This window comes from Pseudomonas sp. MMS21 TM103, assembly GCF_022132145.1.
Lineage (GTDB): Bacteria > Pseudomonadota > Gammaproteobacteria > Pseudomonadales > Pseudomonadaceae > Aquipseudomonas.
The window spans coordinates 289,524-315,147 of record NZ_JAJISP010000004.1 but is presented as its reverse complement, the minus strand read 5'-3'; the positions used below and the strand labels follow the sequence as shown (position 1 = coordinate 315,147).

25 protein-coding genes are annotated in these 25,624 nt (G+C 63.7%); 16 read left to right on the top strand and 9 right to left on the bottom strand.

The features are described 5' to 3' along the window. The first annotated feature begins 33 nt into the window (after window positions 1–33). The gene (locus LJY18_RS14915; RefSeq protein WP_238042604.1) at window positions 34–2,685 is read left to right on the top strand and encodes an EAL domain-containing protein; all 2,652 of its coding nucleotides are present in this window, start codon (window positions 34–36) and stop codon (window positions 2,683–2,685) included. Between the two features lie 12 nt (window positions 2,686–2,697). Here the strand turns inward: LJY18_RS14915 and LJY18_RS14910 are convergent, their stop codons facing one another. The 6 genes from LJY18_RS14910 to LJY18_RS14885 all read right to left on the bottom strand — a co-directional run bounded on the left by LJY18_RS14910 (window position 2,698) and on the right by LJY18_RS14885 (window position 9,454). Next, complete coding sequence (locus tag LJY18_RS14910) at window positions 2,698–5,298, bottom strand: EAL domain-containing protein (RefSeq protein WP_238042603.1); 2,601 nt, start codon at window positions 5,296–5,298, stop codon at window positions 2,698–2,700. A gap of 101 nt (window positions 5,299–5,399) precedes the next feature. Next, window positions 5,400–6,011: a class I SAM-dependent methyltransferase gene (locus tag LJY18_RS14905; protein WP_238042602.1), complete on the bottom strand. Its 612-nt coding sequence runs from the start codon at window positions 6,009–6,011 to the stop codon at window positions 5,400–5,402. 17 nt (window positions 6,012–6,028) lie between these two features. Continuing rightward, on the bottom strand, window positions 6,029–6,382 hold the full coding sequence (locus LJY18_RS14900) for a DUF5629 family protein (protein ID WP_238042601.1): 354 nt from the start codon (window positions 6,380–6,382) through the stop codon (window positions 6,029–6,031). A gap of 27 nt (window positions 6,383–6,409) precedes the next feature. Further along, window positions 6,410–7,051: an oxidoreductase gene (locus LJY18_RS14895; RefSeq protein ID WP_238042600.1), complete on the bottom strand. Its 642-nt coding sequence runs from the start codon at window positions 7,049–7,051 to the stop codon at window positions 6,410–6,412. 50 nt (window positions 7,052–7,101) lie between these two features. Next, a complete protein-coding gene (locus LJY18_RS14890) occupies window positions 7,102–8,868 on the bottom strand; it encodes a C13 family peptidase (RefSeq protein ID WP_238042599.1) in 1,767 nt (588 codons plus the stop codon). A 130-nt stretch (window positions 8,869–8,998) separates the two neighbouring features. After that, window positions 8,999–9,454: a MaoC family dehydratase gene (locus tag LJY18_RS14885; RefSeq protein ID WP_238042598.1), complete on the bottom strand. Its 456-nt coding sequence runs from the start codon at window positions 9,452–9,454 to the stop codon at window positions 8,999–9,001. Between the two features lie 492 nt (window positions 9,455–9,946). On the opposite strand from LJY18_RS14885, the gene LJY18_RS14880 reads away from it, so the two are divergent. The 3 genes from LJY18_RS14880 (at window position 9,947) to LJY18_RS14870 (ending at window position 11,733) form a co-directional block, all read left to right on the top strand. Beyond that, complete coding sequence (locus LJY18_RS14880; RefSeq protein ID WP_238042597.1) at window positions 9,947–10,309, top strand: CidA/LrgA family protein; 363 nt, start codon at window positions 9,947–9,949, stop codon at window positions 10,307–10,309. Continuing rightward, complete coding sequence (locus tag LJY18_RS14875) at window positions 10,306–11,022, top strand: LrgB family protein (protein ID WP_238042596.1); 717 nt, start codon at window positions 10,306–10,308, stop codon at window positions 11,020–11,022. The genes LJY18_RS14880 and LJY18_RS14875 overlap by 4 nt, the downstream gene beginning before the upstream one ends. A gap of 114 nt (window positions 11,023–11,136) precedes the next feature. After that, window positions 11,137–11,733 (top strand): LON peptidase substrate-binding domain-containing protein, encoded by a 597-nt coding sequence (locus LJY18_RS14870; protein WP_238042595.1) that lies wholly within the window; start codon window positions 11,137–11,139, stop codon window positions 11,731–11,733. Here the strand turns inward: LJY18_RS14870 and LJY18_RS14865 are convergent. Both LJY18_RS14865 and LJY18_RS14860 read right to left on the bottom strand, forming a co-directional pair. Beyond that, window positions 11,727–13,043, bottom strand: a complete 1,317-nt coding sequence (locus tag LJY18_RS14865) for a bifunctional DedA family/phosphatase PAP2 family protein (RefSeq protein ID WP_238042594.1) — start codon at window positions 13,041–13,043, stop codon at window positions 11,727–11,729. The two genes, LJY18_RS14870 and LJY18_RS14865, sit on opposite strands and share 7 nt — an antisense overlap. Then, window positions 13,040–13,756 carry a DNA-3-methyladenine glycosylase gene (locus tag LJY18_RS14860; protein ID WP_238042593.1) on the bottom strand — a complete coding sequence of 239 codons (717 nt, stop codon included), beginning with the start codon at window positions 13,754–13,756 and terminating at the stop codon, window positions 13,040–13,042. The genes LJY18_RS14865 and LJY18_RS14860 overlap by 4 nt, the downstream gene beginning before the upstream one ends. 192 nt (window positions 13,757–13,948) lie before the next feature. On the opposite strand from LJY18_RS14860, the gene LJY18_RS14855 reads away from it, so the two are divergent. The 11 genes from LJY18_RS14855 (at window position 13,949) to lipB (ending at window position 24,131) form a co-directional block, all read left to right on the top strand. Then, a complete protein-coding gene (locus LJY18_RS14855; protein ID WP_238042592.1) occupies window positions 13,949–15,217 on the top strand; it encodes a glutamate-5-semialdehyde dehydrogenase in 1,269 nt (422 codons plus the stop codon). After that, entirely contained in the window at window positions 15,210–15,854 is a 645-nt protein-coding gene (nadD, locus tag LJY18_RS14850) for a nicotinate-nucleotide adenylyltransferase (protein WP_238042591.1), read from the top strand. Before LJY18_RS14855 ends, nadD begins: the two co-directional genes overlap by 8 nt. 37 nt (window positions 15,855–15,891) lie before the next feature. Next, window positions 15,892–16,257, top strand: a complete 366-nt coding sequence (rsfS, locus tag LJY18_RS14845; protein WP_238042699.1) for a ribosome silencing factor — start codon at window positions 15,892–15,894, stop codon at window positions 16,255–16,257. A gap of 12 nt (window positions 16,258–16,269) precedes the next feature. After that, on the top strand, window positions 16,270–16,737 hold the full coding sequence (gene rlmH / locus LJY18_RS14840) for a 23S rRNA (pseudouridine(1915)-N(3))-methyltransferase RlmH (RefSeq protein WP_238042590.1): 468 nt from the start codon (window positions 16,270–16,272) through the stop codon (window positions 16,735–16,737). A gap of 40 nt (window positions 16,738–16,777) precedes the next feature. Beyond that, on the top strand, window positions 16,778–18,667 hold the full coding sequence (gene mrdA / locus LJY18_RS14835) for a penicillin-binding protein 2 (protein WP_238042589.1): 1,890 nt from the start codon (window positions 16,778–16,780) through the stop codon (window positions 18,665–18,667). 38 nt (window positions 18,668–18,705) lie between these two features. After that, window positions 18,706–19,809, top strand: a complete 1,104-nt coding sequence (rodA, locus tag LJY18_RS14830; RefSeq protein WP_238042698.1) for a rod shape-determining protein RodA — start codon at window positions 18,706–18,708, stop codon at window positions 19,807–19,809. Between the two features lie 18 nt (window positions 19,810–19,827). Further along, window positions 19,828–20,838 carry a lytic murein transglycosylase B gene (gene mltB, locus LJY18_RS14825; protein ID WP_238042588.1) on the top strand — a complete coding sequence of 337 codons (1,011 nt, stop codon included), beginning with the start codon at window positions 19,828–19,830 and terminating at the stop codon, window positions 20,836–20,838. Continuing rightward, entirely contained in the window at window positions 20,838–21,839 is a 1,002-nt protein-coding gene (locus LJY18_RS14820; protein ID WP_238042587.1) for a septal ring lytic transglycosylase RlpA family protein, read from the top strand. Before mltB ends, LJY18_RS14820 begins: the two co-directional genes overlap by 1 nt. A gap of 91 nt (window positions 21,840–21,930) precedes the next feature. After that, a complete protein-coding gene (locus tag LJY18_RS14815; protein WP_238042586.1) occupies window positions 21,931–23,091 on the top strand; it encodes a D-alanyl-D-alanine carboxypeptidase family protein in 1,161 nt (386 codons plus the stop codon). Window positions 23,092–23,157: 66 nt separating this feature from the next. Further along, window positions 23,158–23,436 (top strand): DUF493 domain-containing protein, encoded by a 279-nt coding sequence (locus LJY18_RS14810; RefSeq protein ID WP_238042585.1) that lies wholly within the window; start codon window positions 23,158–23,160, stop codon window positions 23,434–23,436. Beyond that, a complete protein-coding gene (gene lipB, locus LJY18_RS14805) occupies window positions 23,436–24,131 on the top strand; it encodes a lipoyl(octanoyl) transferase LipB (protein WP_238042584.1) in 696 nt (231 codons plus the stop codon). Before LJY18_RS14810 ends, lipB begins: the two co-directional genes overlap by 1 nt. A gap of 50 nt (window positions 24,132–24,181) precedes the next feature. On the opposite strand, the gene lipA is transcribed toward lipB, so the two are convergent. Continuing rightward, window positions 24,182–25,234, bottom strand: coding sequence for a lipoyl synthase (gene lipA, locus LJY18_RS14800; protein ID WP_238042583.1), 1,053 nt, complete (start codon window positions 25,232–25,234; stop codon window positions 24,182–24,184). Window positions 25,235–25,384: 150 nt separating this feature from the next. Between lipA and LJY18_RS14795 the strand changes: the two genes are divergently transcribed. After that, window positions 25,385–25,594 carry a hypothetical protein gene (locus tag LJY18_RS14795; RefSeq protein WP_238042582.1) on the top strand — a complete coding sequence of 70 codons (210 nt, stop codon included), beginning with the start codon at window positions 25,385–25,387 and terminating at the stop codon, window positions 25,592–25,594. Window positions 25,595–25,624 lie beyond the last annotated feature (30 nt).

Sequence of the window (25,624 nt, the reverse complement as noted above, 5' to 3'; positions counted from 1 at the left end):
CCGCCAGTGTTGGTAAACCCATCGAGTTGTTCAATGATCCTGAAGCTTATCGAGAGCGCGGCTGTGCTGATCGCGCTGTGCTGGCTGCATGCCCTGAATATGCGGCATGTCCAGCGGCAACTGCTGCGTCAGCTGCTTGCCGGCGGCCTGTTCGGGGCCATCTGCGTGATCGGCATGTTGACTCCGCTCACCCTCCGTGAGGGGCTGATCTTCGATGCGCGCAGCGTGGTGCTGAGCATGGCCGGCCTGTTCGGAGGCCCCATGGTGGCGGCCATCGCCGGGCTGATGGCTGGCGCCTATCGGCTCTGGCTGGGTGGGGTGGGGGTCATTCCGGGCCTGTTCAATATCGTCATGCCGGTGCTGATGGGCCTGGCCTATCGAGCGGCCTGCCAGCGCAATTGGCTGCGCATTGGGGTCTGGCAGTTGTTGCTCTTCGGCGCGCTGGTGCATCTGCTGCTGGTGCTGAGCCTGAGCCTGTTGCCGGCCAAGAATTTCAGCCAGGCGCTGCAGCAGGTGGCGGTGCCGATCTTTCTGGTGCTGACGCCGGCCACCGTGCTGCTGGGGCTGCTGTTGCAGGATATCGCCCAGCAAGCCCGTGATCGTCAGGCCCTGCGTGAGAGCGAGGCGCGCCTGCGGGCGATCAATGAGGCCAGCCCGGACCTGACCCTGGTGCTGGACGAGGAGGGGCGCTACCTGGAGGTGATGGCCCCCGACCCGCAGCTGCTCTATGGCGGCGGTGTGGGTCTGGTCGGCAAGCACCTGGCCGATGTGCTGTCCGTTGGCCAGACGGAGCGCTTCATGACCTTTCTCGCGCACACCCTGGCCAGCGACAGCCCGCAAACCCTGGAATACAGCATGCGCACGCCTTCCGGCCACCGGGTATTCGAGGGGCGCGCCAGGCGTCTGGATACCCTGCTGCAGGGCAAGCGGGCAGGGGTGTTCATCGCCCGTGATATTACCGACAGGGTCAATTTCGAGCTGGATCGGCGGGTTGCGGCGATTGCCTTCGAGTCCCAGCAGGGCATGCTGATTACCGATGCCAGCACGCGGATCCTCAAGGTCAACCGCGCCTTCAGCCAGATCAGCGGCTACAGTGCCGCCGAAGCCATTGGCCAGACCACCCAGATGCTCAGCTCCGGGCGCCATGGCCCGGAGTTCTACCAGGCCCTGTGGCAGACCCTGGTCGAGACGGGTATGTGGGAGGGGGAGGTCTGGAACCGGCGCAAGAATGGTGAAGTCTTTCCCGAGTGGCTGGCCATCAGCGCGGTGCGCGATGAGCGTGGGCGGGTCAGCAACTATGTGGCGTCGTTGACCGATATCAGCGAGCGCAAATCTGCCGAGCAGAAGATCAAGCACCTGGCGTTCTACGATGCCCTTACCGGCCTGCCCAATCGGCGCCTGCTGCGTGACCGCCTGCAGCAGGCGCAGGCGCTGAGTCGGCGCAACAACCAGCATGCCGCGCTGGTGTTCCTCGACCTCGACAACTTCAAGAATGTGAATGACCTGTATGGCCATCAGGTCGGTGATGAGCTGCTGTGTCAGGTGGCCGAGCGCTTACGCGATAGCCTGCGCGAGCGCGATACCGTGGCCCGCTTGGGTGGCGACGAGTTCGTCGTCATGCTCGAAGGGCTGGAGACCCGAACCGAGGAAGCCGCCTCCCAGGTCGAGCACCTTGGCGCCCAGGTGCTCGACGCCCTGCGCCAGCCCTATCTGGCTGGCGGGCACCGCCTGTTCAGCAGCGCCAGCCTGGGCGTGGTGCTGTTCAACGACGATCAGCATTCGGTGGATGAGCTGATGCAGCGCGCCGACCTGTCGATGTACACGGCCAAGGCCGCGGGCAAGAACGCCCTGAGTTTTTACGACGCGCGGATGCAGGAGGCGGTCAGCGCGCGCCTGCAGCTGGAGCAGGACCTGCGCCGAGGGCTGCAGAACGGCGAATTCCTTGTGTATCTGCAGCCGCAGGTGGATCAGCTGGGCTGCCTGAACGGTGCCGAGGCGCTGGTGCGCTGGCAGCATCCGCGGCGCGGGTTGCTGGCGCCTGGCGCCTTCATCACCATCGCCGAGCGCTGCGGGCTGGTCGAAACCCTGGATATGCAGGTGCTCGGCGCCGCCTGCGCGTTACTCGCGAAGTGGGCGCAACAGCCCTCCAGCGCCGGCTTGAGCCTGTCGGTAAACCTCAGCGCGCGTCTGCTCTATCGGGCGGACTTTGTCGAAGCAGTGCAACAGACCTTGCAGCAGAGCGGGGCCAACCCCCGGCTCCTCAAACTGGAACTGACCGAGTCATTGCTGCTGACGGACATGGACGAAGCCATTGTGCGCATGCAGACGCTGAGAGACATGGGGATCCGTTTCTCCATCGATGACTTCGGTACCGGTTACTCGTCCATGGCCTATCTGCAGCAGTTGCCGCTGGATCAGCTGAAGATCGATCAGTCGTTTACGCGTGAGTTGCCGGACAATCCCAGCAGCCTGGCCATCGTCCGCGCGATTATCGCCTTGGCGCACAGCCTCAAGCTGGAGGTGATCGCCGAAGGCGTGGAAACCCAGGCACAGCGCGACAGCCTGCAGAGCAATGGCTGCCTGCATTACCAGGGCTACTTTTATGGCCGGCCCATGGCCGTGGCGGATTTTGCCGCGTCCGATCTGTTGCGCTTCAGGCATGCAGGGGCTGTGTCCGAGGCTTGAGCGGTATCCGGCTCAGGCGCTGCTGGTGTCGGCCGGCTTGGGCCGCTGTTCGAGCAGTTGTGGCGGCGCCGGTTTGCCGAACAGATAACCCTGGAAGCGCTGGCAGCCAAGGCGCAGCAAGGCATCGCGCTGCGCCAGGGTTTCCACGCCTTCGGCGATCACCTCCAGGTCCATGCTGGCGCCCAGCGCGACTATGGTGCGGACGATGGCCTCGTCGTTGGGGTCGCTGAGCAGGTCGCGGACGAAGGAACGGTCGATCTTCAGCTGGTCCAGCGGCAGACGCTTGAGGTAGCTGAGCGACGAATAGCCGGTGCCAAAGTCGTCCAGCGCGAAGCGCACGCCGCGCGCCTTGAGCTGACCCATCTTGACGATCATGGTTTCCACGTCCTGGATCAGGTGGCTTTCGGTCAGCTCCAGCTCCAGGCGCTGTGGGTTGGCCCCGGTTTCATCCAGCACGGCGAGCACGTCGTTGACAAAATCACGGTGGTGGAATTGCCGCGCGCTGACGTTGACCGCCATGGTCAGTGGCTCGCGCTCGGGGTCTGCAGCCCAGGCCACCAGTTGCAGGCAGGCACTTTGCAGGATCCAGCGGCCCAGGGGCAGGATCAGGCCGGTACTTTCCGCCAGCGGGATAAACTCGCCGGGGGCCACCAGGCCACGACTGGGATGCTGCCAGCGCACCAGGGCTTCGGCGCCGAGCAGTTGGCCCTGGGCGTTGACCTGCGGCTGATAGTGCAGGATGAAGTGACGCGCGCCCAGGCTCTGGCGCAGCTCGTTTTCCAGGTTGGTGCGGGCGCTGACTTCGGCCTGCATCTCGGGGTTGAAGAACCTCAGGGTGTTGCGTCCGGCGGCCTTGGCCTCGTACATGGCCAGATCGGCCCGCTTGAGCAGTTCATCCATGGTGCCCTGGGCCTCGGAAAACAGGGCGATACCTATGCTGGCGGTGCTGGTATGGCTGCGCCCCTGCAGCACATAGGGTTCGCCCAGGACCTGGATCAGCTTGCTCGCCACCGTTTCGATCTGGGCGATGGACTCGGGGTGCTGCAGCTGCAGCCCTTCGAGCATGAGGACGAACTCGTCACCGCCGAGGCGGGCCAGGGTGTCCTCCTCGCGGACATGACTGCTCAGGCGCAAGGCGACCTGTTGCAGCAGCTGGTCGCCCATGTCGTGGCCGAGGGTGTCGTTGATGTCCTTGAAGTTGTCCAGGTCGATGAACAGCAGGGCGCCGTCCAACTGGTTGCGGCCACGCTGCGCCAGGGCATGCTGCAGGCGGTCGAGCAGCAGGCGGCGGTTGGGCAGGCCGGTGAGCAGGTCGTAGAAGGCCAGGCGATGGATCTGCTCGAGGTTCCTCTTGTGCTCGCTGATGTCGGTGGAGATGCCGCACAGGGCGTAGATACTGCCATCCGGACGGCGCAGTGGCAGCTTCACCGAGAGGTAGGTCTGCTCGAGGGCGCCATCAGGGCTGCGGTTGATTTCTTCGGTCTCCACCCGCTCGCCGAGCAGCAGCACGCGGCGATCATTCTCATGCAGACCGGCCACAGTGGCGGCGTCGAAGAAGTGTTGGTCGGTCTGCCCCACCACCTGCGCCAGCGGCACGCCGAACAGTTCGCAGACCTTGCGGTTGGCGTACTGGTAACGCAGGTCGGGATCCTTGATGTAGATATAGGCTTCGACGCTGTCGAGAATGGTGTTCAGGCGCTGCTCGCTGGCCTTCAGGTGGCGGGTCTTCTCGGCGACCTGGCGGCGCAGCAGCAGGGCGCCGCCGAGCGCGGTCAGGAGCAGGCCGGCGAGGATGGCCAGGCCCCACCAGGCGGCGGTTGGCACCAGCAGTCGGGGTCGTTCGCCGCCCCAGCGCTGCAGGGTCTGGTAGTAATACGATGAGGGCGAGTCTTGCCACTCGCGCAGATGGCGGTCGATGCTGCTCAGCAGGTCGCTGTTGGAGCCCTTGCGGGTGGCATAGAACAGCCGCACGGGCTGGAACATGATCGGCGTGCTGCGTAGCTGGTAGTGCGGCGCGTGGAAGTCGCCGAAGCGCTGGTTGGCCACTACCGCCTCGGCCTGCTGGCTGGCCACCAGTTCGAAACCCTCGGCCAGGCTCTGCACGGCAATCAGCCTGGCCTGCAGGCCAAAGCTGTCGAGCAGCGTTTGCAGGTAGTTCTGCTGAATGGAGCCGTCCAGCACGGCGATGCGTCGGTCCTTGAGGTCGAGAATCGACTGGAGTTTGGCCTCCTCGCGGCTATACAGCTGCGACCAGCTATACAGCGAAGGCTGCTGGTGAAAGTCCAGATACCGCGCGCGCGCTTCGTTGAAGGCCACATCTGGCAGCAGGTCGATTGTGCCGCTCTGTGCCAGCTCCAGGCAGGTCTGCCAGTCGCAGGGCATCGGGATCAGTTGCCAACTTTCCTTACGGGCGATTTCACTCAGCAACTCGCCGAGGATCCCGGAGATTTGCCCGTCCTGGCCGAGCAGGATCTTCGGCTCATTGGCATAGACCCCCACACGCACCTCGCGTTGCTGCGCCCAGATCGGCGAGGCGCAGGCCATGCACAGTGCCAGTAAGCCACCAAGGCAGGTGTAGCGGGTGTTGAAGGGGCGTGTCGAGGGTGGCTTCATGCGCTGACCGAGTTCAATCCAATGAAATTATCCAGCAACCATAGACAGCATACGGGGAGATTGCCTCGCCGAGTAAGTGCTCATGCCCCTGCGTGGCGGGCTCACTGTGCCCAGCCACGATAGACAAAGGTCATGGGCTTGGGCCCTTTCAGGTAGCCCGACTGCAACTGGGTGATGGTGAAACCGCCAGCCCCGATCAGCGCAGGAATGTCGCGATTGAGGTGGCAGCCGCCGGCCAGGGGTTTCCAGTAGGGCGTCAGGCGGTTCTGCCAGCGCACCACGGGGGCATCCGGGGCCAGGCCGTGTTCGCAGAACAACAGGCGGCCGCCGGGTTTCAGGACCCGACGCATTTCTTGCAGCGCGGCTACGGCGTCCGGGATGGTGCACAGGGTAAAGGTACAGACGATGCTGTCGAAGCTGGCGTCGGCGGCCTGGATCTGGCCCAGCTCCAGGGCAATCATCTGCACCGGTATGGCGCAACGCGCGGCACGGGTGCGGGCCAGGTGCTGCATGTCGGCAGATGGGTCGACGCCAACGATCGCGCTGACTTTCGCCGCATCGTAGAACGCCAGGTTCAGTCCGCTACCGATGCCGATCTCCAGCACCCGCCCCTCGGCCAGCGGGACGATCTGCGCGCGGGCCTTCATCACCTCACCCATGCCGCAGGCGAAGTCGATCAGGTGCGGCAGGATGTAGCGGTCATAGAGTTGCATGGCACGCTCCGCTGGGATCAGTCGTTGCTGGCTTCGGCGTCGTCGCTGTCGAGATTGTCGCCGCTGATCGCCGCGTAGCATTTGATCCGGTGCTCTGCATCGCCATCGCTCAGGTGCCAGCTGTCCGTCTCGGCATCGAAGCTCGCCGCGCTGACCGCCGCCAGGGAGAACTGCCAATGGCGGCGAGCGCTGCCATCGACGCAGTCGATGCTCAGCAGGGGCTGATTCTTGCTGTCGGCACCAGCCGAGCCGGCGCTGACCTGGGCCAGCAGCTCCTTGTCCAGGTTGAATTGCCAGGCGTAGAGGTCGTCGATTTCAAGCATGTCGGCGGCTTCGAGGGCTTCGATCAGGCTGCTGTGGGTTGTGCTCATGGGTTGACTCGATAGGGGATAGGGGGATCAGCGGCCGAGGCGACGCAGCCGGTCTGACTCGATGACGCGCAGGCCGCGGCCTTCCTCCAGGGCCAGGCGCCAGAGGGCGCGGGCCAGCACGGTGGCCTCGATGCCGTGGTATTTGCCGGGTAGCCAGCGCGCCAGCGGCGCGGCCAGGCGTTCGCCGAGGCGGAATTCGTTGCGCGGGCCGAGCAGCAGGGATGGCCGTACCAGGGTCAGCTGCGGCCAGTCCTGGGCTTGCAGCGTTTGCTCCATTTCGCCCTTGATCCGGTTATAGAACACCGTTGACTTGGCGTCGGCGCCGAGGGCACTGACCACCAGCAGGTGACGTGCACCGAGCTCGCGGGCACGCTGGGCGAAGGCCACGACCAGGTCATGGTCGACGGCGCGAAAGGCCTCCTGCGAGCCGGCTTGTTTGATCGTGGTGCCCAGGCAACAGAAGGCCGTGTCGATGGGGCCGTTGAGCCGGGGCAAGAGGTCGAGGAGTTCACCCACCGGGTTTTCCAGGTGCGGGTGTTCGGCCAATGGCCGGCGGCTCGGCGCCAGCACGCGCGCGACCGTAGGTTCGTTGAGCAGGCGATCAAGCAGGTGTTCACCGGTCAGGCCGGTGGCACCCGCGAGGAGGATGTGCTGGGGCGTCAAATACATAATCGTGGGGTCTCCGCTGATATCAATCAGCTTAACAGGCCGTTGAAAAACTACTGCGTGCTGCGCTCGATACTTTGTTCGATGGGCGGGGCAGGGCTGGCGCCGCTGCTGTCACCGGGTGCTGCACTCAACGCCTGGCGCGCCTGTTGCGCGCGCAGGGCGCGCCAGTGTTGCAGGACCGCCTTGGCTGGCCAGATTTGCGGCTCGGAGGCCTCGAAGCCTTCGGCTTGTTCGCGCTCGGCGACGTTTATCTTGGCCAGCTCGAAGGCGCGCTGCAGGTCATCGGTCTCGTTGAGGGCTTCGGCGAACAGCGCTCGGCCAAAATAGGTGAAGTCGTTGTCCTCGGAACAGCCGAAGGACACCCGATCGGCACGGGCGGCGGTCATCACCAGGGTTTTGTCGTCTTGCAGCGGGGGGATGAAGCCGCCGGAGTAGCAGGCCGAGATCACCACCACCTTGTGTCGCTCGTGCAGCGGCTGCAGCAGGGCAGCCAGTTCGCTGGCCGGCAGGTCGCTGAGCTGCAGGCGCGGTTGATCAAGGCTCAGCTCATGCCGGCGCGAACCGTGACTGGTCAGGTAGATGAAGATCAGGTCTTCCGGTCCGCTGCGTTCGGCCAGGGCCTGCACCGCCCGGGACAGGCTTTCACGGGTGGCCAGTGGGCGGTCGGCGAAGTGGTCGCGGTGGTTGGTCAGGGTGATGCGGCCATAGGCGGCGAAGCGCTCGCCAAGCAGTTTGGCGACGTAATCGGCTTCGCGCAGGAACACGCTCTGCTTGCCGTCACCGGCCAGGGTCAGGGCGTACAGCTCGATGGCGGGGGTGGACGCCGGCAGGTCGGCGATGGCCTCATCGAGCAGCCGGCCCTGGGCCAGCAGGCCGAGTTCCAGTGGGTCGGGCAGCAGGCGGCCCTGTTCGTCACGCAGGCGCTGGCCGCGCTGCCAGGTGCCGCTCTGCGGGTCACCTGAGGCGAGGGTCAGGGTGCCGTTACCCGAGTACTCGCCATTCTCGAAGCGACCTTGGTAAAGACTGCCATCAGCCAGCTGCAGGCGGCCTTGGCCGTGGTAACGCCAGTCGCGGAATTCGCCGCGGTAGCGGTCGCCATCAGCGCCCTGGAACTCGCCCGCGCCGTTGAGTGCGCCCTCGACGAACTGCCCGCTCCAGACATCGCCATCGACACTCTGGTAGCGGCCTTTGCCGTGGAATTGGTTGTCACGGAAGTCGCCGCTGTAGAGATCGCCTTCAGTGCTTTTGAAGCTGCCGGGGCCTTGCAGCTGGCCCTGGTCGAACTGACCGCTGTACTGGTTGCCGTACTCGTCGTGGCGCACGCCCTGGCCATCCGCCAAGCCTTTGCGGAACTGGCCGTGGAAGCTGCTGCCATCTGCGCGTTCGAGGGTGCCCAGGCCATCGAACAGATCGTCTTTGAATGCGCCGCGATAAACCAGGCCATCCTGCTTGAGCGTGCCTTCGCCGGCAAACCGGCCGGCGGCAAAACCGCCCTGGTAGCTGCTGCCGTCACGATAGTGGAGAGTGCCCTGGCCGTGAAAGGCGCCTTGCTCGAACTCGCCGACGTAGTGCTCGCCATTGGTGCCGTGCCATTCGCCGGGGCCATGCCACTGGCCATCCTTGAAGGTGCCGACGAACCAGCTGCCATTGCGGTAATCCAGGCGGCCGGGGCCTTGCAACAAGCCGTCGATCACCTCGCCGCGATAGCGCGCGCCGTCGGGCAGGGTCGCATCCGCGGGTAGCAGGGGTTCGCCGTCACCGCAGGCGACAAGCAGCAGGGCGAGGCTCAGGGGGGCCAGGTTGGCGAGGCGGCGCATGGCAAGCATCCAGATCCAGGTGTTGCCGGAGTATGCCGTAAACCATTGACTCTGCGCTGCCGCACCGCACAGTGCCGATGCATAAGCGGCGTTCGCTCGGCTGAGTGAGCGCCGCTTATACGGGCGCAGATCAGACGAAGCAGAGGGTCAGGGGTTCGGCCACATAGGCCGGTTTATCCTGGCCTTCGATTTCCAATACCGCGCGGGCCTTGAGCAGCCACTGGCCGGGATTTTTCTCGGTGGCGTCGGTCAGGGTCACCACCAGGCGTACCCTGGAGTCGACCTTGACCGGCTGGATGAAGCGCACGCTGTCCAGGCCGTAGTTGATCGCCATTTTCAGGCCCTCGGGCATGAGCATGATGTCTTCCATCAGCATGGGGATCAGTGACAACGACAGGAATCCGTGGGCGATGGTGCCGCCGAAGGGCGTGTGCTTGGCTTTTTCCGGGTCGACGTGAATGAACTGGTGGTCGCCGGTGCATTCGGCAAACTGATTGATGCGTTGCTGATCGATGATCAGCCAGTCGGAGCGTCCCAGTTCCTTGCCTACGTAATTGCTGAGTTCTGCTACGGGTACTGACGGCATAGTTCCTCCTTGAGGAGACGGTGGTGTTGTTTTTCGAGTCTAACCGCTTGGGCCCTAGATCATCATGGGGCGCACGCAGGGTCAAGTCTGCAATGGCTTGCTGAATAGTCGGCTATACAGACCGGGTAAGCACGGCTGCCCGTCGTTATGCGGCGTTAAAAAACAGGTTGGACCAGCAACTTGCGGTCAATGCGCTCAGCGTGTCATGCAGTTCCTGCCCTGCAGGCGAGTCCAGTTCGCTTGATTCGTTGCGCTCGCTTGGCGGGCCAGTGGTCGGCGTTTACTTCATTGCGCTGCGGCTCGCAGCAGTGGTTGCCTTGCCTGATCTTTGCTCGCGACGTTCTCATGCAGTCTTTTTCGGCGGGCGCTTTGCCTGCCTATAATGGCCGCTGCACGCCGTGGCCTGAAACCATGGCGCTATGCTTATGCGGTAACTGCTGGCCGGTTATACCGCCGCGATGCTGTTCGTCACTTCAATCGGAGATTCACCCCATGCTGTTACGCGGCTTGTCCTGGCTGGTGCTGTGCCAGTTGCTCGGCACCGGACTCAACGTCTTGTTACTGCCGATGTTGCCAGGGCCGATTATCGGCATGTTGTTGCTGTTGCTGTTCCTGCTGGTGCATGGCGAGGTCAGCGAGCCCCTGAGCCTTGCCTCCAGCAACCTGCTCAAGTACCTGCCGCTGTTGCTGGTGCCGCCTGCGGTCGGCGTAATGGCCTATGCCGATGCGATTGCCGCGGACTTCTGGGCGGTAATCGGGGCGCTGGTGTTGTCGCTGGTGCTGTCGGTGGTCTTCGCCGGCTGGATGATGCAAAAGCTCATCGAGCGCCAGCAGCGTCGGCGGGGTGAGGTATGAGTCTCGACTGGTACGGTGCCTGGCAGGCGGTCACCCATCATCCGTTGTTTGGCGCGGGAATCACTCTGGGTGCTTACCAGTTGTCCATCGCCGCCTACGAAAAGACCCGCTGGATGTTCCTGCAGCCGGTGTTGGTGTCGATGGCGATCGTTATCGGTGTGCTGTTGCTGTGCGGCCTGAGTTATGCCGAGTACCGGGTCAGCGCCGAGGCCCTGACCCTGTTCCTCGGTCCAGCCACCGTGGCGTTGGCGGTGCCCTTGTTCCTCAATTTGCGGCGGATTCGCCAGTTGTTCTTGCCGACCGTGCTGACCTTGCTGGTCGGCGGGGTGGTGGCTACGGTGCTCGGCGTGTCCCTGGCCTGGTGGTTTGGCGCCGACTCGATCATGTTGATGAGCATGGCGCCGAAGTCGGTGACCTCGCCGATCGCCATGCTGGTGGCCAGCCAGATCGGTGGTATTGCCGCACTGGCGGCGGTCTTCGTGATGATCACCGGGGTGATCGGGGCGATGCTCGGCCCGTCGCTGTTGCGCCTGTGCGGTGTGCGGCACCACGCGGCCGTCGGCATGGCCCTGGGCATGACCGCGCATGCGGTCGGCACTGCGCGGGCCATGCAGGAAAGCGAAGAGTGTGGCGCGTTCGCCGCGCTGGCGATGAGTCTGATGGGCATGCTCACCGCGGTGCTGTTACCGCTGGCGATCATCTTCCTGGTCTGATCGGCGGTGAAAAACTCCCGCCTGCCTCCACGCGCCTGCTGCTGACGTTGCGCTACGCCTGGAGGCGGTCCCGCGACGGCGCTCGATCTTTTCACAACCTCCAAGGACAACCCCATGACACTCTCCCTATTTCCGCTCAATACCGTGTTGTTTCCGGGTTGCCTACTCGATTTGCAGATATTCGAAGCGCGCTACCTGGACATGATCAGTCGCTGCATGAAGCAGGGCGAGGGCTTCGGCGTGGTGTGCATTGTCGAGGGCCAGGAAGTCGGCGAGGCCGCCGGCCACTTCTCGGCGATTGGTTGCGAGGCACGGATTTGCGACTTTCAGCAACGGCCCAACGGCTTGTTGGGGATTCGGGTCGAAGGGGGGCGGCGCTTCAAGGTTCGCCACGCCCAGGTGCTGCCGGATCAACTGGCCGTCGCCGAGGTCGAGTGGCTGGAGGAGCCAGCGGAGCAACCCCTGGGATCCGAGCATGCGGATCTTGTCGCGTTGCTCGAGGCCCTGGCCGAGCACCCGCTGGTCGTCGCCTTGGGCATGACTGACTCGGTCAGCGGTCAAGCGGCCCTGGCCAATCAACTGGCCTATCTGTTGCCATTGGCGCTCGAGCAGAAACTCCAGCTGCTCGAACTCGACACGCCGCAAGCGCGCCTGACCCAGCTGCAAGCCTGGCTTGAGCAGATTCAGGGCGAGAGTGGCATCGCTCAATAGCGATAGAGCAGCAAGCCTGCCGACAAGTGCCGGGTGGCAATGGCCCCGAGCAGTGCCAGGCACGCCGGCAGGATCAACCACCACACTTTGGCGGCTAACCCTGGCTGTGGCATGCGCCATTGCGTCAGGCCCAGGCTGAGCGCGCACAGGCCGCCCGCCAGCAAGGCTCCGGCGATGATGTCGCTCGGCCAATGCACGCCCAGATAGACCCGTGACAGGGCGATGGTCATGGCCGGCAGGCTGGCCAGCAGTAGCCAGGCCAGGCGCAGGCGCGCCGGTTGGCCGCGGCCGGCGAGTACGCCGAGTACCAGGAAGAACGCGAACGCCGCCGAGCTGTGACCACTGGGCAGGCTGAAGCTGTCCAGGGGCTCGAGCAATACCTGCGGGCGATGACGGGCGAGCAGGGCTTTCAGCGCGCCGTTGGCCAGCGCGGTAGCGAGCAGGGCGCCGCCGGCAAAGGACAAGGCCCGCCATTGTCGCGTCAGGAGCAGGAGCAGGCAGAGCAGCAGCCCGGCGGCCAGTTGGCTGGAAAAATCGCCGAGGCGGGTGATCAGCACCATCAGCGTGTCGAGGCTGGCACTGCGCTGCTCCTGGATCAGGGCGAGCAACCCCCGGTCGAACTGCTCGAGGCGCGGCCAGCCGATTAACAGGCAGAACAACAGCAGCAGGCTCAAGCCCGCAGCGATCCAGCTGGCGCGGCGTCTTTCGCGCAGGCTGTCATGTGCGCTGAGCAGCAGCAAGGCGGCCAGGCCGGCGGCAAGTACCGCGGCTTCGGGCCAGAAGCCTGCGGGCAGTGGCAGGCGCAATGCCGCGCCAGTCGCCCAGCCCGGCAACAGGTAGGCGAGCGCCCAGCCGGCCGAGGCGAGCAGGCTGACCAGTACAAAACGCCCGAACGGCATACTGAGCATGCCGGCAATCATCGGTAGCATCGGCCGCAGCGGGCCGATAAAGCGGCCCACCAGCAGGCTGGTGATGCCGTAGCGCTGAACGTAGAATTCCGCCCCCACCAGCCATTCCGGGTGGTGGCGCAGCCCCGGCAGACGGCGGATGTCCTGGTGAAAGTAGCGACCGGTGGCATAGGACAGCAGGTCGCCGAGCAGTCCGCCGCAGTAGGCCAGGGCCAGGGTTTGACTGAGCGTCAGGGCACCGTGGCCGGCGAGCACGGCGACGGCGAACAGCAAGATGGTGCCTGGTACCAGGATCCCGGCAATCGCCAGGCACTCGAGAAAGGCAATCAGGAAAATCGCCAGGCCGAGCCACTCGGGGCTGGCCGTGAGCCAGAGGGTCAAGCTGTCCAGCCACTGGCTCATCGATGTGCATCCGTGGGGGCGAGTAGATAAAAGTCGCGACCTTCGACCTGGCCGCGACGCAGTGGGTTGCGGGTGCAATGGCGGGCAAAGGCCGCGTCGACGAAGCGGTAGGGCAGATGTTCGTCGCGCCCGGCGGGAATGCCCAGGCGTGTGGTCTGAACGATCTGCGCGGGGCATTCGCCGAGGTCTTCGACGAACAGGCGCTGCGGATCGAAACGCCGCGCATCCCAGTCCGGCACTTTCAGGCCCAGGGCCTTGCACAGCAAGGTTTGTCCGCCGCAGAGTTTTTCCGCCGGGCGCGGCCGGCCCTGGCCATCCGGATTGTTGGCCTGCATCTGCGCCAGGCTGGCGTTGGGCGAAACCGGGTCGAGCCAGGGATAGGCCGATTTGATCAGTACCGCGTTACCCGGCCCGCAGGCGCTGAAGTTCAGCGAATCGCCGCCGCGGGCGTAATACATATAGATGTGCCCGCCGCCGAGGAACAGGGCCTTGCGTTTTTCCGTGTAGCCGAGCGAGGCGTGGCTGCCTTTTTCCTCGAGGTAGTAGGCTTCGGTCTCGATGATCCGCGCGCTCAGCCAGAGCGTGCCGCAGCGGTGGCGAATCACCTTGCCGAGCAGCTCGCGGGCGAGTAGGCGCGCGTCGCGCTCGAAGAAGCTGGCGCTCAGGGGGCGGGCTTGTGGCCAGGGCAGGCTTCGGGCGGGTTCGGCAGGCATCAGGTGTCCCTGGTTGAAGGCAGGCCTCAGGTGGGGCTCGATGATACCAACAAGAGCCGTATTGGTGTCTGAGCCTGTCCTGGTCGGCAGGTCTTTGCTACTGCTTGTCCACTATCCGCCAGGCGCCGCTGTGCGTGGGGCGGTGGCGCCGCTATAATCAGCCGCTTTAGTTATTGCCAGGCTACCGAGACCATGACCGAGTCCGTACTCGACTATATGACCCGCCTGGGCCGTGCGGCCCGCGCCGCCTCGCGCGTGGTCGCCAGCGCCAGCACTGGGCAGAAGAACCGTGCCCTGCAGGCTACCGCCGAGGCCCTGGATGCCGCGCGCGCCGAACTGACCGCCGCCAACGAGCTGGACCTGGCCGCTGGCCGGGCCAATGGCCTGGAGCCGGCGCTGCTGGACCGTCTGGCACTGACCCCGGCGCGGATCGACGGCATGATCGAAGGCCTGCGCCAGGTTGCCAGTCTGGCCGATCCGGTCGGCGCGATCCGTGACCTGAGTTACCGTCCGTCGGGTATTCAGGTCGGCAAGATGCGCGTGCCGCTCGGCGTGATCGGCATCATCTACGAGTCGCGGCCCAACGTGACCATTGACGCGGCCAGCCTGTGCCTGAAATCCGGCAACGCCACCATCCTGCGTGGCGGCTCGGAAGCCATTCATTCCAACCGTGCGATTGCCGCCTGCATCCAGCGCGGCCTGGCGACGGCCGGTCTGCCGGCCGCCGCGGTGCAGGTGGTGGAAACCACCGACCGCGCCGCCGTCGGTGCGCTGATCACGATGCCCGAATTCGTCGATGTGATAGTCCCGCGTGGCGGCAAGGGCCTGATCGAACGGGTCAGTCGCGACGCCCGGGTACCGGTGATCAAGCACCTGGATGGCATCTGTCATGTGTATGTCGACGCCCTGGCCGAGCTGCCCAAGGCCCAGGCTATCGCCTTCAACGCCAAAACCTACCGCTACGGCATCTGCGGCGCGATGGAAACCCTGCTGGTCGATCAGGCCGTGGCTGCTGCGTTTTTGCCGGCCATGGAGCAGATGTTCGTCGAGAAGGGCGTCGAGTTGCGCGGCTGCGAACGCACCTGCGCACTGATCCAGGCAATCCCGGCGATGGAGGAGGACTGGAGCACCGAATACCTGGCGCCAATCCTGTCGATCCGCGTGGTCGACGGCCTGGACCAGGCCATCGAGCACATCAATCGCTACGGCTCGCACCACACCGATGCCATTGTCACCGAGCACCAGGGCCGCGCCCGGCGTTTTCTCGCCGAGGTCGACTCCAGCTCGGTGATGCTCAATGCGCCAACCTGTTTCGCCGATGGCTTCGAGTACGGCCTGGGCGCGGAGATCGGTATTTCCACCGACAAGTTGCATGCCCGAGGCCCGGTGGGCCTGGAAGGCCTGACCTGCGAGAAGTATGTGGTGATCGGCGACGGTCAACTGCGCGGGCAGAATGCCTAAACGCATCGGCATATTCGGCGGCACCTTCGATCCGGTGCATATCGGCCACCTGCGCAGTGCGCTGGAAGTGGCGGAGTTCATGGCCCTCGACGAGTTGCGCCTGATCCCCAGTGCGCGGCCGCCGCACCGCGAGGCGCCACAGGTTTCGGCGCACGATCGCCTAGCCATGGTCGAGCTGGCGGTGGCCGGTTTGTCACCGCTGTGTGTCGACGACCGCGAGCTCAAGCGTGACAAGCCGTCCTACAGCATCGACACCCTGGAGTCGTTGCGCGCCGAGTTGGCGGCCGACGACCAGTTGTTCCTGATTATCGGCTGGGATGCCTTCTGCGGGCTACCCACCTGGCATCGCTGGAACGAGTTGCTGGAGCACTGCCATATTCTGGTGCTGCAGCGCCCGGATGCCGACAGCGAAGCGCCGGAAACCTTGCGCAACTTGCTGGCGGCCCGCAGCATCAGCGACCCGTTGACCCTGGAGGGGCCCGGGGGACAGATTTCCTTTATCTGGCAGACACCCCTGGCGGTGTCCGCCACGCAGATTCGCACGCTGCTGGCGAGCGGCAAATCGGCGCGTTACCTGGTACCCGATGCGGTACTCACCTATATCCATGCGCACGGACTCTACCGTGCGTCGAACTGAACACAAGGCAAACGAGTTACTTATGAAGAAGCAAAAAATGCTCAGCGAAGACCTGGTCAAACTGGCCATCGCTGCCCTGGAAGACATCAAGGCGCAAGACATCACCACCATCGATGTGCGCGACAAGACCAGCATCACCGACTTCATGGTGATCGCCAGCGGTACCTCCAGCCGTCACGTCAAGTCGCTGGTCGACAACGTGCTGGAGAAGGTCAAGGAGAAGGGCGTGCGTCCACTGGGCAGCGAAGGCCTGGACACTGGCGAGTGGGCCCTGCTCGACCTGGGTGACATCGTCGTCCACGTGATGCTGCCAACCGCCCGTCAGTTCTACGACCTCGAGCGTCTCTGGCAGGGTGCCGAACAGAGCCGTGCGCAGTTCAGCCCTGAGCCGGAACAAGAATAAGGGCGGCGCGCTGTGCGAATCAAACTGATTGCCGTCGGCTCGCGCATGCCGCGCTGGGTCGAAGACGGCTGGCAGGAGTACGCCAAGCGCATGCCGACGGAGCTTGCCCTGGAGCTGGTCGAGATTCCGTTGACCACCCGCGGCAAGAATGCCGATGTGGCGCGGATGATTCGCCAGGAAGGCGAAGCCATGTTGGCCAAAGTGCAGCCGGGGGAACGCATCGTCACCCTGGAAGTCGAAGGGCGGCCGTGGAGCACCGAGCAGTTGGCGGTCGAGCTGGACAAGTGGCGCCTGGATGCACGCACCGTCAATCTCATGGTCGGCGGTCCTGAAGGGTTGGCGCCGGAAGTACAGGCGCGCAGTGAACAGCGTTGGTCGCTATCGCCGTTGACCCTGCCGCACCCGCTGGTACGGATTGTTATCGGCGAACAGATGTATCGGGCCTGGACCGTGTTGTCCGGGCACCCGTACCACAAATGATTTCCCAGCAGATGTCCCACCCATAATCAGCAGTCATTAGATGCCGCAGCCGATTCGCCTCAAGGACCACGAAAAAGACGCGCGCGTGATTCGCCGGCGTGCCGTGGTTGGTGCCCTGGTGTTTCTGCTGCTGACCGCGGCCCTGGTTGCCCGTATGTATTACCTGCAGGTGGTGCAGTACGAGTACCACTCGACCCTTTCGGAAAACAATCGGGTTCACGTTCAGCCGATTCCGCCGACGCGTGGGCTGATCTTCGACCGCAACGGGGTGATTCTCGCTGACAACCGGCCGAGTTTCAGCCTGACCCTGACCCGTGAGCGGGCGGGCGACTGGGAGCCGGTGCTGGATGTGATCGTCGAGGTGCTGGGGCTGAGCAGCGAGGAGCGGGCGCTGTTCGAAAAACGCGTGCGCCAGGGGCGGCGGCCGTTCGAGCCGGTGCCGGTGTTGTTCGAGTTGAGCGAAGAGCAAATCGCCACGATCGCGGTCAACCAGTTCCGCCTGCCCGGGGTTGAGGTGGTGGCGCAGCTGGTGCGGCATTATCCCGAGGGCGAGCATTTCGCGCATTCGGTGGGCTATGTCGGGCGGATCAACGAGAGAGAACTGAAGGAACTCGATCCGGTGGCCTATAGCGGTACTCACCATATCGGTAAAACCGGTGTCGAGCGCTTCTATGAAGCGCAGTTGCACGGCGAGGTCGGCTACGAAGAAGTCGAGACCAATGCCCGTGGCCGGGTGCTGCGGGTGCTCAAGCGCATCGATCCCCTGCCGGGCAAGGATGTCATGCTGACTATCGATGTGCGCCTGCAGGAAGCCGCCGAGGCTGCGCTGGGCGGGCGCCGTGGTGCCATCGTGGCGATCCAGCCAGGCACCGGCGAGGTACTGGCGATGGTCAGTCAGCCGAGTTTCGACCCCAACCCATTCGTCACCGGCATCAGCTTCAAGGCCTATGCCGAGCTGCGCGATTCGCTCGACCAGCCATTGTTCAACCGCGTCTTGCGTGGCCTCTACCCACCGGGCTCGACCATCAAGCCGATGATGGCTGTGGCCGCCCTGGATGCCGGGGTGATCACCCCCAGTTCGCGGGTGTTCGATCCGGGCTTCTATCAACTGGCCGGCAACAGCCACAAATACCGCAACTGGAACCGCAATGGCGACGGCTGGGTGAGTCTGGAGATGGCGATCATGCGCTCCAATGACACCTATTTTTACGATTTGGCCCACAAGCTGGGCATCGACCGGATGCACGACTACATGAGCCGCTTCGGCCTGGGTCAGCGAGTGTCGTTGGACATGTTCGAGGAAACTTCCGGGCTGATGCCGTCGCGCGACTGGAAACGCGCGCGCTACCGTCAGCCTTGGTACCCGGGGGAAACCCTGATTCTCGGCATCGGCCAAGGCTATATGCAGACTACACCGCTGCAGTTGGCGCAGGCGGTAACCCTGATTGCCACCCGGGGAAAGTGGATTCGTCCGCACCTGGCCAAGACCCTCGAGGGGGTGCCGCCGGTGGATAGCCAGCCGCTGCCGGATATCCTGCTGCACGATGCCAAGTACTGGGATTACGCCCGTATCGGTATGGAGCAAGTGATGCATGGGGCGCGCGGCACCGCCCGCAAGGTTGGCGACACGGCGGTCTATCGAATGGCCGGCAAGAGCGGCACGGCGCAGGTGGTGGCGATCAAGCAGGGTGAACGATACAACCGCGACAAGACCCTGGAACGCCATCGTGACCATGCCCTGTTCGTCGCGTTCGCCCCGGCGGAAAACCCGCAGATCGCGGTGGCGGTGATGGTGGAAAATGGCGAGTCCGGCTCGGGTGTGGCCGCTCCGGTGGTCAAGCAGGTGATGGATGCCTGGTTGCTCGATGACAACGGCCAGCTCAAGGCCGAATACGCCCAGCCGGCGAGTACAGAGATCAGTCAGCGATGAACGGTAATTTCGACCGCGTGCTGTCCAGCGAAGATGTACTGCGCCGTCGCGCCAGTCTGCTGCAGCGCCTGCATATCGACGGCATTCTGCTGTTGCTGCTACTGATCCTGGCGGTCGGCAGCTTGTTCATTCTGTATTCGGCCAGCGGCAAGAATGTTGACCTGTTGACCAAGCAGGCCAGTTCCTTTGGCATTGGCTTGGTGGGCATGTTCATCCTTGCCCAGTTCGAGCCGCGCTTCATGGCGCGCTGGGTGCCTTTGGCTTATGTGGCAGGCGTCGGCCTGCTGGTGGTAGTGGATGTAATGGGTCACAACGCCATGGGCGCCACCCGCTGGATCAATATCCCCGGGGTGATTCGCTTCCAGCCCTCGGAATTCATGAAACTGATCATGCCGGCAACCATCGCCTGGTACCTGTCCAAGCGCAGTTTGCCGCCGCGCTTCAAGCACATCGTAATCAGCATGACGATGATTCTGTTGCCGTTCGTGCTGATTCTGCTGCAGCCAGACCTGGGTACCTCGATGCTGGTGATCGTTTCGGGGGTTTTCGTACTCTTCATCGCCGGGCTGCAGTGGCGCTGGATTATCGGTGCACTGGGTGCGTTGGTCCCGGTTGCAGTGGGGATGTGGTTCTTTGTCCTGCGTGAATACCAGAAACAGCGCGTGCTGACCTTTCTCAATCCCGAGAGCGATCCGCTGGGCAGCGGCTGGAACATCATCCAGTCGAAGGCAGCGATCGGCTCGGGCGGGGTCTTCGGCAAGGGCTGGCTGCTTGGCACCCAGTCGCATCTGGACTTCCTGCCGGAAAGCCACACCGACTTCATCATCGCCGTGCTCGCGGAGGAGTTCGGCCTGGTCGGTGTTTGTTTGTTACTGCTGGTTTACCTGCTGTTGATCGCACGCGGTTTGGTGATTACCGTGCAAGCGCAGACGCTGTTCGGTAAGCTTCTGGCGGGCGCGCTGACCATGACGTTCTTCGTTTATGTTTTCGTCAATATCGGTATGGTCAGTGGTCTGCTTCCAGTGGTGGGGGTGCCGTTGCCGTTCATCAGCTATGGCGGTACGTCGCTGATTACCCTGCTGGCAGGGTTTGGCATTTTGATGTCGATCCACACTCACCGTAAGTGGATTGCACAGGCTTAAATTGGGGTTATGAATTCAATGCACATATCGCGTGGCTGGGCAGCACGGCAAACACATTGGCTCGGTCTGGCCGCTGCCTTGGCTGTGGTTCAGCCGGCGCTCGCCGCCGATTACCAGGATTCGCCGCAGGTCAGCGAGTTCATCGCCGAGATGAATCGCGATTATGGTTTTGCCTCGGAGCAACTGGGGCGTTTGTTCGCCGCAGTGGAGCGAAAACAATCGATTCTCGACGCCATCTCGCGTCCGGCGGAGAAGGTCAAGCCCTGGAAGGACTACCGGCCGATCTTCATTACCGACTCGCGGATCGCCCGCGGTGTGGATTTCTGGCGTGAGCATCAAGCGACCCTGGCGCGCGCCGAGGCCGAATATGGCGTGCCGGCGCAGGTGATAGTGGCAATCATTGGCGTGGAAACCTTTTACGGTGGCAACACCGGCAGCTACCGGGTCATGGATGCCCTCTCGACCCTGGCTTTCGATTACCCGTCGCGCGCGCCTTTCTTTCGCAAGGAGCTGCGCGAGTTCCTCATGCTCTCGCGCGAGGAGCAGGTCGATCCGCTGACCCTCAAGGGCTCCTACGCCGGGGCCATGGGCTTGCCGCAATTCATGCCGAGCAGTTTCCGCGCCTATGCAGTGGACTTCGACGGCGATGGCCATATCAATATCTGGACCAACCCGGTGGATGCCATCGGCAGCGTGGCCAGCTACTTCAGCCGCCACGGCTGGCTGCCTGGCGAGCCGGTGGTCAGCGTTGCCACGGTCACCGGCGACCAGGTCGAGCAAGGCTTGAGCGCCGGCCTTGACCCACAGATGAACGTCGACGAACTGCGCCGCCTCGGCTGGTCGAGCAGCGCTGCTCTGGACGGCGAAATGCCGGTCACCGCCTTCCGCCTCGAGGGTGCGCAGGGCGATGAGTACTGGCTGGGGTTGCCGAATTTTTTCGTCATCACACGCTACAACCGCAGCGTGATGTACGCCATGGCGGTCAATCAGTTGGCTGAATTGCTGGTTGATGCGCGAGGGGCCAATTGATGTCGGGCCTGCCGCTCAAGATTGTCGTCTGCACTGCGCTCGGCCTTTTGCTGGCCAGCTGCACGTCCACCCGCGCCCCGCAATCAGTGGCGCCGGGCAAGCCGAGTGCGACTATTTCCGGTCCCGGTGACTTTAGTCGTCCGCACAAGGACGGCGCGCCCTGGTGGGATGTCGATGTCTCGTTGATCCAGGATGCCGTGCCAATGCCGCATTATGGTCGGGTCAAGGCCAGCCCCTATGTGGTGTTTGGCAAGCAGTATTACCCGATCCCCGACGCGCGTCGCTATCACGCGATAGGTCCGGCGTCCTGGTACGGCACCAAGTTTCACGGTCAGGCCACCGCCAACGGCGAGACTTACGATCTGTACGGCATGACCGCCGCGCACAAGACCTTGCCGCTGCCGAGCTACGTGCGGGTAACCAACCTGGACAATGGCAAGAGTGCGATTGTGCGGGTCAATGACCGCGGCCCGTTCTATTCGGATCGGATCATCGACCTGTCGTTTGCGGCCGCGAAAAAGCTCGGCTATGCCGAACAGGGTACCGCGCGGGTCAAGGTCGAGGGCATTGATCCCAATGAGTGGTGGGCCCAGCAGGGGCGCACGGTGCCACTGGTGCTGGCGGCGCAACCCGCGGCTCAGGTCAAGCCCGTCGCCCTGCCGGTTGCAGCGCCGCTTGAACAGTACTCGCCGCCAGTAGAGCAGCATGCCGCGGCCGTGCTGCCGGTCCTCATAGACGCAAAAAAAAACGCTTCAGGCGCAGCCTCTGGCCTGTATCTCCAGGTGGGAGCCTTCGCCAATCCGGACGCTGCGGAGTTGCTCAAGGCCAAGTTGAGCGATACGGTGGCTGCCCCGGTGTTCATCAGCTCAGTGGTGCACAACCAGCAGATTCTCCATCGCGTGCGCCTGGGGCCGGTGAGCAGCCGGGGCGAGGCTGAGCAATTGCAGCTCAGTGTGCGCTTGGCCAACCTCGGCGAGCCAAGGCTGGTCAAGGCAGACTGAGATGACATTTACCGGGGCACAAACCGCCCTCCAAGCACTACCTGATTTGCCCCTTTGGGCCTGTTCGACCATTAGCAACCTAGAGAGACGGATGAATATCACCTGCTTTGCCCAACGCGTTTCCTTGTCACTCCTGCTGCTCACCGCACCGGCCGCCTGGGCCAGCCAGATGGCAATTCCATCGCCGCCACAGTTGGCTGCCAAGTCCTATGTGCTGATGGATGCCGCCAGCGGCAATGTCCTCATCGAGGAGAATGCTGACGAGCGCCTGCCGCCAGCCAGCCTGACCAAGTTGATGACCGCCTACCTGGCGACCCTGGACATCAACCGCGGCCAGATCAAGCAGACCGACATGGTGCGTATCAGCGAGAAAGCCTGGCGCATGGGCGGCTCGAAGATGTTTGTCGAGGTTGGCAAGGAAGTCTCGGTTGACGACCTGCTGCATGGCATCATCATCCAGTCCGGTAACGACGCCAGCGTGGCGATTGCCGAACATATCGCCGGTAGCGAAGAAGCCTTCGCCGACATGATGAATAGCACTGCCCAGCGTCTGGGCATGGACAACAGTCAATTTCGCAACGCCACCGGCTGGCCGGACCCTGATCATTATTCCTCGGCCAAAGATATGGCCAGGCTGGCGCGCGCAATCATCTTCGAAGACCCGCAGCACTACGCCATCTACGCGCAGAAGGAATTTCTCTGGAACGGCATCAAGCAGCCCAACCGCAACCTGCTGCTGTGGCGCGACAAGACCGTCGACGGTTTGAAAACCGGGCACACCGACGAAGCCGGCTATTGCCTGGTGTCCTCCGCCGTACGTGATGGCATGCGATTGATCTCCGTGGTATTTGGCACCAATAGTGAACAAGCCCGCGCCGCTGAAACCCAGAAGCTGCTGACCTACGGCTTCCGCTTCTTCGAGACCCGTACCTTCTATCAGAAAGGTGCTGAGTTGGCCAAAACACAGGTCTGGAAAGGCGCCACTCGTCAGCTCAAGGCTGGCCTGGCCAGCGACCTGACCCTGACCATGGCGAAAGGCCAACTGGACAAGCTGCAAGCCGGCATGACCCTTAACCCGCAGCTGATCGCACCTATCCAGCAGGGTGACGTGATCGGCAAGGTCGAGGTCAAACTGGGCGATGAGGTGGTACACAGCGCCGATCTGATCGCCCTGGAAACCGTCGAGGAAGGTGGCCTATTCCGGCGTCTGTGGGATAGCATTCGTCTGTTCTTCTTCGGGTTGTTCAACTGATTCTGCCCCAGGGGCGCCTTTACCCGGGGCGTCCCGTTCTGGACAGGCCACAAGCCTGCTGATGCCATGACTGATACTGACGTTCAAGCCCCCAAAATCGAGTTCCCCTGCGAGCGCTATCCGATCAAGGTGATCGGCGATGCTGGCGAAGGCTTCACCGAACTGGTGGTCGAGGTCATCCAGCGCCACGCGCCGGATTTCGATTCGACCTCGCTGGTGGTACGCGACAGCCGCAACGGTCGTTTCCTTACGGTGCAGGTGCTGATCACCGCCACCGGGGTGGAGCAGTTGCAAGCGCTGCACCTCGATCTGCGTGCCACTGGCCGCGTGCACATGGTGTTGTGATGAGCCTGGGCTTTCGCGAGCTCGGCTTGGTCGACTACGAGCCGACCTGGCAGGCCATGCAGCGCTTCACCAATGAGCGTGGCCCCGACACCGCCGACGAGATCTGGTTGTTGCAGCATCCGCCGGTATTTACCCAAGGCCAGGCCGGCAAGCCCGAACACCTGCTGCTGCCCGGTGATATCCCGGTGGTACAGGTCGATCGCGGCGGCCAGGTGACCTATCACGGCCCCGGCCAACTGGTGGCCTACCTGCTGCTGGACGTGCGTCGCTCCGGTCTTGGCGTGCGCGAACTGGTCAGCCGCATCGAACGCAGCCTGATCGCTACCCTGGCCAGCTATGGGGTGAGCGCTAGCGCCAAGCCCGATGCGCCCGGGGTTTACGTGGATGGGGCAAAGATCGCCTCGCTCGGCCTGCGCATCCGCAATGGCCGGTCTTTCCATGGCCTGGCGCTGAATGTGGACATGGATCTGGCGCCATTTCAGCGCATCAATCCCTGCGGCTATGCCGGTATGGCCATGACCCAGTTGGCTGATCTGGTCGCTGGGCCAGTAGAGTTCTCCGAGGTCAGTGCCCGGCTGCGAGAGCAGTTGGGCAAACACCTCGAATACGCGCAGCAGAAGACCCTGACGGGCGCAATTAGCGGGAAAGCCGAGGTGCCGCCTAGCTTTCCACCTTGCGCTGAAAGTAGCGGATAAACAAACGCCTGACCCAGGCAAAGCCTTGGGCCAGGCGTTGTGTGGGCCGATCAGTTCAGGTTGAACGTCGGGATCAGGCTGCTGTCGACCTGCTGCCCCGGCACCGGCACAGGGGCGGCCAGACCCAGGTTGTTCTTCTCGAACACCTTGTCGGCGCGGTAGCTGGAGCGAACCAGCGGACCCGCGGCCACTTCCATAAAGCCCTTCTGCAGGCCGAGGTCACGGAATCGATTGAACTCTTCCGGGCTGACCCAGCGCTTGACCGGCAGGTGGTTGCGGGTTGGCTGCAGGTACTGGCCGAGGGTGAGGATGTCCACGCCGATGGCGCGCAGGTCATCCATGGTCTGCAGAACTTCCTCGTCGGTCTCGCCCAGGCCCAGCATCAGGCTGGTCTTGGTCAGCATCGCCGGGCGATGGCGCTTGGCATGCTCCAGTACGCGCAGGGTCTTCTCGTAGCCGGCGCGGGGGTCGCGCACTTCGTGGGTCAGGCGCTTGACCGTCTCGACGTTTTGCGCGAAGACCTCAAGGCCGGAGTCCACCACGCGTTCGATGGCCTGGTGGTCGCCGTCGAAGTCCGGGGTCAGGGCCTCCACCACCACCTGCGGGGTGCGCTCCTTGATCGCGCGCACACAGGCGGCGTAGTGCGCGGCACCGCCGTCGTCCAGATCGTCGCGGTCCACCGAGGTCAGCACGATATAGCGCAGCGCCATCAGCTCCACCGACTTGGCGGTGTTCTGTGGCTCCTCCAGATCCAGCCAGCCGTTGGGGTTGCCGGTATCCACCGCGCAGAACCGGCAGGCGCGGGTGCATACCGAACCCATCAGCATGATGGTGGCGGTGCCGTTGGACCAGCATTCGCCCATGTTCGGGCAATGTGATTCCTGGCACACGGTGCTCAGACGGTGTTCGCCGACATTGCGCTTGACCGCTTCGAAGCGGCTGCCGCCGGGTGCCTTGACCCGCAGCCACTTGGGCTTGGGTTCGTACACCTGGGGTTCGCTTGAGGCGCGGCGCTTCTGCCCGTCCTTGATTGCGGTGATGCCCTCGGTGGTGCGAAATTTTTCGCCGCTGGCAACGGTTTTGGGTTGAGAGGTATCGGACATCGGCAATCTGGGCTCCGCTAGAGGCTCCGTGGACGAGGCGGCTTGTGGCCGCCGCGAACTTTACCACAGAAGCTGACTGTTCAATCCGTGGGGCGCCGTGTGGTTCAGGCCGCCGGCGGGGGAGGGCCAGGTAAAGCGCAGCGCTGTCAGTTGTCTGAGCTGCTGCCCCGGGAGTTGCTGAAAGTCGCGAGCCGCGTGGTGTGTAGGTCCGGCGATGCCGTCGGCCTGATCCTTGGTCAGCAGCTCCTGTCGCTCGATGCGTTCGTTGCGGCCCAGTTGACGGTCATGATGTTGCCAGCTGCCCTGCAGCTAAGCGTCGCTCCGTTGGGTGTCGGAGAGCAGGCCGAGGCCAGGGCATAGGACCTGGAGTTGTTGTGCTTGAGGATGCTG